This window comes from Pseudomonas sp. FSL R10-1350 (assembly GCF_009600525.1).
In the GTDB taxonomy this organism is placed as follows: domain Bacteria; phylum Pseudomonadota; class Gammaproteobacteria; order Pseudomonadales; family Pseudomonadaceae; genus Aquipseudomonas; species Aquipseudomonas helleri.
The window spans coordinates 1-10,370 of sequence record NZ_WIVR01000101.1 but is presented as its reverse complement, the minus strand read 5'-3'; the positions used below and the strand labels follow the sequence as shown (position 1 = coordinate 10,370).

The 10,370-nt window shown below is 62.0% G+C and carries 5 protein-coding genes and 1 tRNA gene; 4 read left to right on the top strand and 2 right to left on the bottom strand.

Going from position 1 to position 10,370, the window contains the following annotated elements:
• Together GHO25_RS24465 and GHO25_RS24460 are read left to right on the top strand one after the other, a co-directional pair.
• A partial coding sequence (locus GHO25_RS24465) for a non-ribosomal peptide synthetase (protein ID WP_153393036.1) occupies nt 1-4,401 on the top strand: 4,401 nt, incomplete at its 5' end.
• Nucleotides 4,402-4,931: 530 nt separating this feature from the next.
• Entirely contained in the window at nt 4,932-5,897 is a 966-nt protein-coding gene (locus tag GHO25_RS24460; protein WP_153393033.1) for an alpha/beta hydrolase fold domain-containing protein, read from the top strand.
• Nucleotides 5,898-6,025: 128 nt separating this feature from the next.
• Here the strand turns inward: GHO25_RS24460 and GHO25_RS24455 are convergent, their stop codons facing one another.
• Nucleotides 6,026-7,351, bottom strand: a complete 1,326-nt coding sequence (locus GHO25_RS24455) for an Nramp family divalent metal transporter (RefSeq protein ID WP_153393030.1) — start codon at nt 7,349-7,351, stop codon at nt 6,026-6,028.
• 30 nt (nt 7,352-7,381) lie between these two features.
• A complete protein-coding gene (locus GHO25_RS24450) occupies nt 7,382-8,332 on the bottom strand; it encodes a 2-hydroxyacid dehydrogenase (RefSeq protein WP_153393027.1) in 951 nt (316 codons plus the stop codon).
• 214 nt (nt 8,333-8,546) lie between these two features.
• Between GHO25_RS24450 and gltX the strand changes: the two genes are divergently transcribed.
• Together gltX and GHO25_RS24440 are read left to right on the top strand one after the other, a co-directional pair.
• Nucleotides 8,547-10,028 (top strand): glutamate--tRNA ligase, encoded by a 1,482-nt coding sequence (gene gltX / locus GHO25_RS24445; protein WP_153330962.1) that lies wholly within the window; start codon nt 8,547-8,549, stop codon nt 10,026-10,028.
• Between the two features lie 265 nt (nt 10,029-10,293).
• Nucleotides 10,294-10,369: transfer RNA gene (locus tag GHO25_RS24440), tRNA-Ala, on the top strand.
• The last annotated feature ends 1 nt before the right edge of the window (nt 10,370 follow it).

Here is a 10,370-nt window from a genome sequence, read left to right as displayed (position 1 = left end):
TGGGTGGTGGACCGCGAAGGTCCGCTCAGCCGTCAGTTGGTGGGGTATGTGGTGGCCCGTGACCCGCTGGCCGACGAGGCGACGTTGCGCCAAACGCTGGTCGATCATCTGCGCAGCCGTTTACCCGCGCACATGCTGCCCGCCCATGTGCTGTGCCTGGCGGCGTTGCCGCTGACCCCCAATGGCAAGCTGGACCGGCAGGCGCTGCCGTCACCGCAGGCCTGTCGGGAGGTGGCTGAACGTGTCGCGCCAGGCACACCGGCCGAGGTGTTGCTGGTTGAGATCTGGCAGGAGTTGCTGGGGCTGGAGGCGATTGGCGTCACCGAGAACTTCTTCGAGCTGGGCGGTGATTCGATCATCTCGTTGCAAGCGGTGAGCCGTGCCGGGGCCCGTGGGCTGGCCTTTACCCCCAAGCAGTTGTTCACCGCACAAACCATCCGTGCGTTGGCGGCATTGGCCCAGACTGCCGAGCCGCAACGGCTTGAAGCCCTCAACACTCCGGCGTTTGCCCTTGCACCCGACACGCTGGCAATTGATCGCAATGAGCTGGACGATGTCTACCCGCTGTCGCCGATGCAGCAGGGCATGCTGTTCCATTGCATCGAGTCGCCCGAGCTTAATCTGTACGTCAACCAGTTGAGCGTGGCGGTTGAAGGCTTGCAGGTAGAGCGTTTTCGCGCCGCCTGGCAAACCTTGCTCGAACGCCATGAGGTGCTGCGCGCTGCGTTCAGGTGGCGTGACGGCGTGACCGAGCCGATGCAAGCGGTGTATCGGCATGCCGAACTGCCGATTGTCGAGCTGGACTGGCGTGATCATGCCGCGCCCGAAGCCGCCTTGCAGGCACTGGCCGCGGATGAACAGGCCCGTGGCTTTGACCTCAACTGCCCGCCGTTGATGCGCTTCACCCTGGTGCATGTGGGCGAGTCCCGTGTGCAAATGATCTGGACGTACCATCACTTGCTGCTCGACGGCTGGAGCGCCTCGCGCCTGCTCGGTGAGATGCTCCGCGTGTACGCCGGGCAGGCGTTGCCAGCGCTGACCGGGCGTTATGCCGACTACATCAGTTGGTTGCAGCGCCAGGACGCCTCGCTGGCCGAACACTTCTGGCGCGAGCGCCTGCAAGCGCTGGATGCACCGAGCATTTTGGCCAAGGCCGCGAATACTCAAGGCAGCGGGCATGGTGTGTTGTACAGCTATCTGGACAGCGCGGCGACCCAGCGTCTGCATCGCTTTGCCAATGCCCAGCGCGTCACCCTGAACACGCTGATTCAGGGGGCCTGGCTGTTGCTCTTGCAGCGTCACACCGGGCAGCGCAGCGTGGCCTTTGGCGCCACCGTGGCCGGGCGACCGACGCAATTGGCCGGGGCGCAGGACATGCTCGGGCTGTTTATCAACACCTTGCCGGTGATCCAGATCCTCGACCCGCAGCAGGCGCTGGGCGATTGGTTGCGTCAGGTGCAGGACTACAACCTGGCGATCCGCGACTTTGAACACACGCCGCTGGCAGATATTCAGCGCTGGGCCGGGCAGGGCGGGCAGGGGTTGTTCGACAGCATCATCGTGTTTGAGAACCACCCGGTAGACCGCGCTTTGCGCGGCGAGCAGGACGGAGAGCTGCGCTTTGCCGAGGTCGGCAGCGGCGGGGTGACCAACTTCCCGATGGACTTGATGGTCAGCGCCAGCGAGCAAGGCCTGGAGGTTGAATACCTGTACCTGCGCGAGCGCTTCAGTGCGCCTGAGGTCGAGCGCATTCGTGCGCAACTGGAAGGGTTGCTGGCACAGTTGCCGCAAGACGCCGAGCGTTTGATCGGTGCCATCGGCTTGCCCAACGCCTGTATCGAACCGACGCATCCCGCTCTGCCGGTGACTGATCTGGTGCAGGGCTTTAGCCAGCAGGTGTTGCGCCAGCCGCAGGCCAGGGCGCTGAGCTGTGACGGCCGCGAACTCAGTTATGCCGAGCTTGAGCGTCAAGCCAATGGGCTGGCTTGTGAGTTGCAGTCCCGAGGCATCGGCCCGGAGGAGGTGGTGGCCGTGGCGCTGCCGCGCTCGGAGCTCACCGTCGTAGCGTTTTTGGCGGTGCTCAAGGCGGGCGCGGCGTACCTGCCGCTGGACCTGGATTACCCCGCCGAGCGTCTGGCCTATATGTTGGCGGACTCGGGCGCGAGCCTGTTGCTGTGCCGCAGCGACGTCGATCAGCGGGTGGCGTTTGATCCGGCCCTGGCGCGGCTGGAGCTGGACACACTGGCGGACGTTCAAGGCACGCCGCACCCCGTGCAGCCATTGGCCGGGCACCTGGCGTATTTGATCTACACCTCGGGCTCCACCGGCCAACCTAAAGGCGTGGCGGTGGCCCGCGAGCCGATTGCGCGACATTGCCAGGGAATTATCGAGCTGTATGAGCTGAGCCCGGCGAGCCGTGAATTGCACTTTATGTCGTTCGCGTTCGACGGTGCCCAAGAACGCTGGCTCAGTGTGTTGTTGGCTGGTGGCAGCCTGGTGATTCGTGGCGACCACTTGTGGACCCCCGAGCAGACCTTGCAGGTGCTGCGTGAGCAGCAGGTGAATGTGGCGTGCTTCCCGCCGGTTTATCTGCAACAACTGGCCGAAGTGGCGCTGACCCAAGGGCCTCCGCCAGCGGTGCACACCTACTGCTTTGGCGGCGATGCGGTGCCGGATGCCAGCTTTGAACTGGTTAAACGCGCCTTGCAACCGCAGCGTCTGGTCAATGGCTACGGCCCGACAGAAACAGTGGTCACGCCGCTGCTGTGGCGCGCCGAGGTGACGCAGCAGTGTGACGCCGCCTACGCGCCGATTGGCCGCAGCGTGGCCGGGCGTGGTGTGTACGTGCTGGATGCGGACATGAACCCGTTGCCGGTGGGCGTCAGCGGCGAGTTGTACCTGGGCGGTGAGTGTCTGGCGCGTGGCTATCATCACCAGCCCGGTTTGAGTGCCGAGCGCTTTTTGCCGGACCCGTTCGATGCCAAGGGCGGGCGCATGTATCGCACCGGTGATCTGGTGCGCCAGCGCGAAGACGGCATAGTCGATTACTTGGGGCGTCTGGACCAACAAGTGAAGATCCGCGGTTTCCGCATCGAACTGGGCGAAATCGAAGCGCGCCTGCGCCAGTGCGAGGGGGTGCAGGACGCCGCAGTCAACGTCTTTGAGGGTGTCACCGGCAAGCAGTTGGTGGGCTATGTGGTTGCCGCGCCCGGTCAGAGCCTTGAGCGCGAGGTGAAAGAGCAGCTCCAGGCGCAACTGCCGGACTACATGGTGCCGTCGCAGATTGTGCAACTGGCTCGGTTGCCGCTGTCGGCCAACGGCAAACTGGATCGCCGCGCCTTGCTACAGCCCCAGCGCGCCCAAGACCATTACCGCGCGCCGCGCAATGCGCTGGAACAGGCCTTGGTGCAGATCTGGCAAGACGTGCTGGGCCTGGAGCAAGTCGGTATCGACGATAACTTTTTTGAGCTGGGCGGCGACTCGTTGCAGGTGTTGAAAGTCATCTCGCAGGTCCGTCATCAGGCGCATTTGGGCTTCAGCCTGAAACTGCGCGACTTGATGCAAAAGCCCTGCATCGCGCAACTGAGCGGTTATGAACCGCACATTGCGGCCTTTGCGCCGGACCCTTTGTTGGCGCTCAACAGCCGGGTCAGTGGCGTGCCGCCGTTGTTCTGCCTGCACGCGGGGTTCGGCACAGTGTTCGACTATGAACCGCTGGCCCGTAAATTGGACGGGCGCCGCAGCGTTTATGGAGTGCAGTGCCGAATGTTGCTGGACCCGGCTTGGCAGGACGACTCATTGCAAACCATGGCTCAGGCCTACGCCGTGCACATCCGCCAGCAGCAGGCCCACGGCCCTTATCACCTGCTGGGCTGGTCGCTGGGCGGTGCGTTGACCTTGCTGGTGGCGCAAGAGCTGGAGGCCCAGGGCCAGGAAGTGGCGTTTGCCGGATTGGTCGACAGCTACGTGGCGGGTACGGCGCAAGCCAGTGACGGGCGTGAAGATCTACAAGACTTTTTGCGTTTCGTGTTGGGCGTGACGCAGGCCGAGGCGCAGATGCTAATGGCGGATGACCAGCACAGTGCCGAGCAGGTGATTGAAGCCGCGATGGCCACCCATGAGCATGGCGTGTTGGGGGCGGCGGAACTGAGCCAGATCTTCGCCGTGGGTGCACGGCTCAAGCACTTGGCGTTGGCCCAGCGCGGCTTGCCGCAGACTCGGGTGCAGGCCCACCACTGGTGGGTGGCAGGCCGTGAAGAAGAGCGCCGGGTACACGCGGCACACATCGGCGCGGGCGCCAGCCATGAGGTGTTGAGTGGCGGCCATTACGAATTGATGCGCCATGCGCGATTGCTGACGCAACTGGATGACCTGTTGGCTGTGCAGCTTGATCTGGCTTGAACGGGTGCGGAGCAAAAGATCGTTATCAAATATGAACTAAGCGATTGATTTTAAAGAATCTGTAGGAGCGAGCTTGCTCGCGATCTTTTGATCTTGATCTGGTTTTTGATCTAAGAGGCCCCGTTAAACCACGCTGGCCGAACGCAGGTTTTGCGCAGAGGGTAACCCGGCATGAAGCCGGGTTAGCCGCGACACGGCCATGGATGGCCGATCGCGGCGGGCCCACCGAGCTTGGCCTGTGGTGAGGGCATGCCGAGCCAGAGCGAGGCACCGAGGGGTAGGGGCAAAAGCGTTTTGGTTACTTTGCCGCTTTTGCAAAGTGACGCGGCGTAAGGCCGGAACCCTAAGTGGCCGTTGCCGCAGCAACGGATATGTACTCAAGTCAAGAGCCCCCTCACCCTAGCCCTCTCCCGAAGGAGAGGGAATCGATTGGGGGATGCTGAAGAAAATCGGCGGCCTGTTTGCTGCGCGACAGCGTGGCGCCGACGACGGGCGGCCCCACTAACAGTTTGTTATTGAGGAAAGTAGAAATGTCGGTGTTGCCCGAACTGGAAGCATTTTTAGAATTGGCTGAATTCAGCCGCATGACCGGCAAGACCCAGCCCATGCATGCGCTGACCCCGGCCCAGGCCCGCAGCGAGTTCGAGCAAAGCGCCAGCGTGTTTGATGTGCCGGTGACGGCAGTGGACAGCTACGACGTGCGGATTCCGGCGCGTGATGGCTTCAGCCTGTCGGCACGGCTTTATCGTCGGCCTGGCCTTGAGGTCGGGCCGTTGCCGGTGGTGGTTTATTTTCACGGCGGTGGCTATGTCATTGGCAGCCTCGACAGCCATGATTCGCTGTGCCGCCGGTTGGCGGCGGCCGGGGATTTTGCCTTGCTGGCGGTCAATTACCGGCTAGCCCCGGAGTGGGTGTTTCCCACCGCCGTGCATGACGCCTGCGATGCAGTGAACTGGCTGCTGCGTGAGGGCCGTCAACATGGGCTGGACGCCTCGCGGGTGGCCTTTGCCGGAGACAGTGCGGGCGGAACCTTGAGCACGGTGTTATCGATTCTGGCGGTGCAGGAACCGCAAGAAGTCGCCATCGTGCCCCGTGCCCAAGTGCTGCTGTATCCGGTGACCGATGGCAGCTGCAAGCGTGACTCCCATCAGCGTTACGCCGAGGGCTACCTGCTCGAAACCGCGACCATGGACTGGTTTTACGGGCATTACGCCAAGGATGAACAGGTGCTGCAGGACTGGCGGATTTCGCCGTTACTCGCAACAGATGTCAGCGGCCTGGCCCCGGCATTGGTGTACCTGGCCGGCTACGACCCGTTATATGACGAAGGCCTGGCGTATGCCCGCAAGCTTGAACAAGCCGGTAACGACGTACTGTTGCTGGAAGAACCCGGCATGACCCACGACTTTATGCGCATGAGCGGCTTGCTGGAGCAAGTGCCGGAGATCCATGGGCGGGTGGCGGGTTGGCTGGATAAACGGCTGGCACAATCCTGAACCTTGCAAATCACTTGTAGTCGCTGCCGAAGCATGAGGCTGCGATGGGTTGCGAAGCGACCCCGGACGGCGGTCCTGCGGCCCGCATCGCAGCCGTCGTACCTAAGCAGCGACTACACGAACCGTTTTCAATCCCCAAATCCAATCTGCGCAATCAACCACACATTCGCCCCGCTGATCACGGCAAACAGGAACCACGCCAGCAGCTTTGTCGGCAGCCGATTTGCGAAAGGCCCCATGAGCGTAGAGTCGCTGGTCATGCGGATCAGCGGGTAGAGCGCAAAGGGCAGTTGCAGGCTCAGCACGACCTGGCTAAGGATCAGCAGTTTGCCCACGGCGTCATCGCCCATCAGCCACACCCCGAGGAACGCCGGGATCAAGGCCAGGCCACGGGTAATCAGGCGGCGCTGCCAGCAGGGGATGCGCAGGTTCAAGTAGCCTTCCATGATCACTTGCCCGGCAATGGTGCCGGTGAAGGTCGAGCTTTGACCCGAGGCCAGTAATGCCACGCCAAACAGGATGCTGGCCATGGCGCCGCCGACCAGCGGGTCGAGCATGCGGTAGGCGTCCTGGATTTCGACGATGTCAGAATGGCCGGTCTGATGGAAGGCGGCAGCGGCGAGGATCAGGATGGCGGCGTTGACCAGCAGGGCCAGGGTCAACGAACCGATGGTGTCGATGCGCGACAGGCGCACGGCGTCGAGTTTGCTGGCGTAGTCGCGGCCGGTCAGGCGGGTTTGCACGATGGAGGTGTGCAGGTAGAGGTTGTGCGGCATGACCGTGGCGCCAATGATGCCGATGGCGATGTACAACGGCGCGGCGTCGCTGATGGCGGAGAGGGAAGGTTTGAAGCCTTCGAAAACGTCCGGCCAGTAGGGTTTGATCAGCACCAGTTCAACGAAAAAACACGCGGCAATGGTCATCACCAAGGCCAGCATGATGGCTTCGAGGCGGCGGAAGCCTTTGCCTTGCAGCGCCAGAATCAACAGGGTGTCGAAGGCGGTCAGGGCGATGCCGAAGGTCAGCGAGCAGCCTAGTAGCAAGTGGAAGGCCAGCGCGCAGCCGAGCACTTCGGCGAGGTCGGTGGCGATGATCGAGATTTCTGCCAACACCCATTGAAACCGTGCCGAGCGCTGGCTGTAGCGTTCGCGGCAAAGTTGCGCCAGGTCGCGCCCGGTGGCGATGCCCAGGCGTGAGCACAAACACTGCACGGCCATGCCGGCCAGGCTGGCGAGCAATACCACAAACAGCAAGCTGTAGCCGTAGCGCGAACCTGCTTCGATGGCGGTGGCCCAGTTGCCCGGATCCATGTAGCCAATGCTGATCAACAAGCCGGGCCCGGCGAAGCGTAGCGCGCGTTTCCAGAACGGCGCTCTGGCGTCCACGGGGACGCTGCCGCTGACTTCAGGCGGGCAGAAGGGCGCGGTGGCGATTTTTGGCAGGCTGAATTTCAAACGCGGGCTCCGGGACTTTATAAATCAGTGTTAGCGAGGTGCAGGCAGTTGCAGCGGTGTCAGTAACGGCTGGCCACTAAAAAACGCCTGCAGGTTGTCGACCACCAATTGCACGGTGTCTTTAGCAGCTTCGGGCGATTGGCCGGCCACGTGCGGGGTCATGACCACGTTGCCGAGGGTTTTCAGGCCATCGGGGACCAAGGGTTCGCCCTCGAACACATCAAGCCCGGCACCGGCGATGGTGCCTGCGGTCAGGGCGGTGATCAGGGCTTGAGTGTCGACCACGCTGCCGCGGCCAATGTTGATCAGGTAGCCGTCGGGGCCCAGCGCTTGGAGTACGCTGGCGTCGACCAAGTGTCGCGTGCCCGCACCGCCGGGGGTCGCCAGCACCAGAAAGTCCACCGCGCTGGCCAGATCGTGTACTTTGGCGCGGTAGGTGTACGGGCTGTCCGGGCGGGGTTGGCGGGTGTGGTAACTGATGCTCATGTCAAAACCCAGCGCGGCCCGTTTGGCGATGGCTTGACCCACTGCGCCAAGGCCGACAATGCCCAGGCGTTTTCCGGACAGGCTCGGCTGGCGTACTTTGATCCACTCGTTGCGGCGCACACTGGCGTCCGCCTGGGGGATGCCGCGCACCGTAGACAACAGCAGCGCCAGGGTATGGTCAGCCACGCACGAGGCGTTGGCTCCGGCGCCATTGGTCACCTTGATCCCGCGATTGCTGGCGGCCTGCAAATCGACTTCTTCATAACCGGCGCCGATCACGCAGATGATGCTGAGCAAGGGAAGGGCGGCCATTTCATCATCGCGCAAACCCAGCGGGCCGCGGGTCAGCACGACGTCGATACGTGCGCCGTGAGTGGCGATGGCCTCGGCGCGGCTGGCGGCGCTGGGCGCAAGAATCAGGTCATAGCCCTGGTCTTCCAGCAGATACAGACAGTCGTTAACCGTTTCAACCAGCACCAGCACTACGTGGCCCATGGGGAGACTCCAGACAGGGATGACCGAGAATGAGGCGAGATTAGCACCTCTGTCCCGGGGTTTTCCCTGTATCAACTTGATACAAACGCTCTATTTGGAGGTTTTTTCATCTGCGCGTCGGATGTTCGGCCTTTGCCTGCGTGCTGCGCTGGAGCCGAGCCGGGTCGGCCTGTTAAGATTCGCCCTTTGTTTTATCTTCACTTCGAGATCGCTCATGACCACCGTTCGCACGCGCATCGCGCCATCACCGACTGGCGACCCCCACGTAGGTACCGCTTACATCGCTTTGTTCAACTACTGCTTTGCCAAGCAGCATGGCGGCGAGTTCATCCTGCGCATCGAAGACACTGACCAATTGCGTTCGACCCGCGAGTCGGAACAGCAGATCTTCGACGCCCTGCGCTGGTTGGGGATCACCTGGAGCGAAGGCCCGGACGTAGGCGGCCCGCACGGTCCGTACCGTCAAAGCGAGCGCAGTGACATCTACAAGCAATACACCCAGGAACTGGTCGACAAGGGCTATGCGTTCCCGTGCTTCTGCACCGCAGAGGAGCTGGACCAGATGCGCGCCGAGCAAATGGCCAAGGGCGAAACCCCGCGTTACGACGGCCGTGCCTTGCTGCTGTCGCAAGAAGAAATCGACCGCCGCCTGGCCGCAGGCGAGCCGCACGTGATCCGCATGAAAGTGCCGACCGAGGGCGTGTGCGTGGTGCCGGACATGCTGCGTGGCGACGTCGAGATCCCGTGGGACCGCATGGACATGCAAGTACTGATGAAGGCTGACGGCCTGCCTACGTACTTTTTGGCCAACGTGGTCGACGACCACCTGATGGGCATCACCCACGTATTGCGTGGCGAAGAATGGCTGCCATCGGCGCCAAAACTGATCCTGCTGTACGAATACTTCGGCTGGGAACAACCGCAGTTGTGCTACATGCCGCTGCTGCGTAACCCGGACAAGAGCAAGCTGTCCAAGCGCAAGAACCCGACGTCGGTGACGTTCTACGAGCGCATGGGCTTTATGCCTGAGGCCATGCTCAACTACCTGGGCCGCATGGGCTGGTCGATGCCGGACGAGCGCGAGAAGTTCTCGCTGCAAGAAATGGTCGATAACTTTGATCTGTCCCGTGTCTCCCTGGGCGGGCCGATTTTCGATATCGAGAAGCTTTCCTGGCTCAATGGCCAATGGCTGCGTGACTTGCCGCTGGAAGAGTTCGCCAGCCGCGTGCAGCACTGGGCGTTGAACCCCGACTACATGATGAAGATCGCGCCGCTGGTGCAGGGCCGGGTTGAAACCTTCAGCCAGATCGCGCCGTTGGCCGGGTTCTTCTTCGCAGGCGGCGTGCAGCTGGATGCCAAGCTGTTTGAGCACAAAAAGCTCTCCGGCGATCAAGTACGCCAGTTGATGCAGTTGATTTTGTGGAAGCTCGAAAGCCTGCGTCAGTGGGAGAAAGACGCGATCACGGCGTGCATTCAGACCGTGGTGGAATCCCTTGAACTGAAGCTGCGTGATGCCATGCCGCTGATGTTCGCTTCCATCACTGGCCAGGCCAGCTCGGTGTCGGTACTGGATGCCATGGAGATCCTGGGCCCGGACCTGACGCGCTTCCGTCTGCGTCAGGCGCTGGACCTGCTGGGTGGCGTATCGAAGAAAGAAAACAAAGAGTGGGAAAAGCTGTTCAGCGCAATGGCTTGATTCGCGTTTATTTGTAGTCGCTGCCGAAGGCTGCGAGAGGGGCCGAAGGTATTTTGGAACAGCAGGGCTGCTATGCAGCCCATCGCAGCCTGCGGCAGCGACTACAAATTTAATCAGCGCGCCCCCGTGTTTTCGGGGTTTTAAGGATAAGTGGTTGTTCTCACGGCAAATTTTTTTAGAAATTTTTAAAAATAAGTTTGACAGCCTACCGATCCAGTCTTAATATGCGCCCCGTCCACACAGCAACACGCAACACTGACTGTTTGGGGCTATAGCTCAGCTGGGAGAGCGCTTGCATGGCATGCAAGAGGTCAACGGTTCGATCCCGTTTAGCTCCACCAA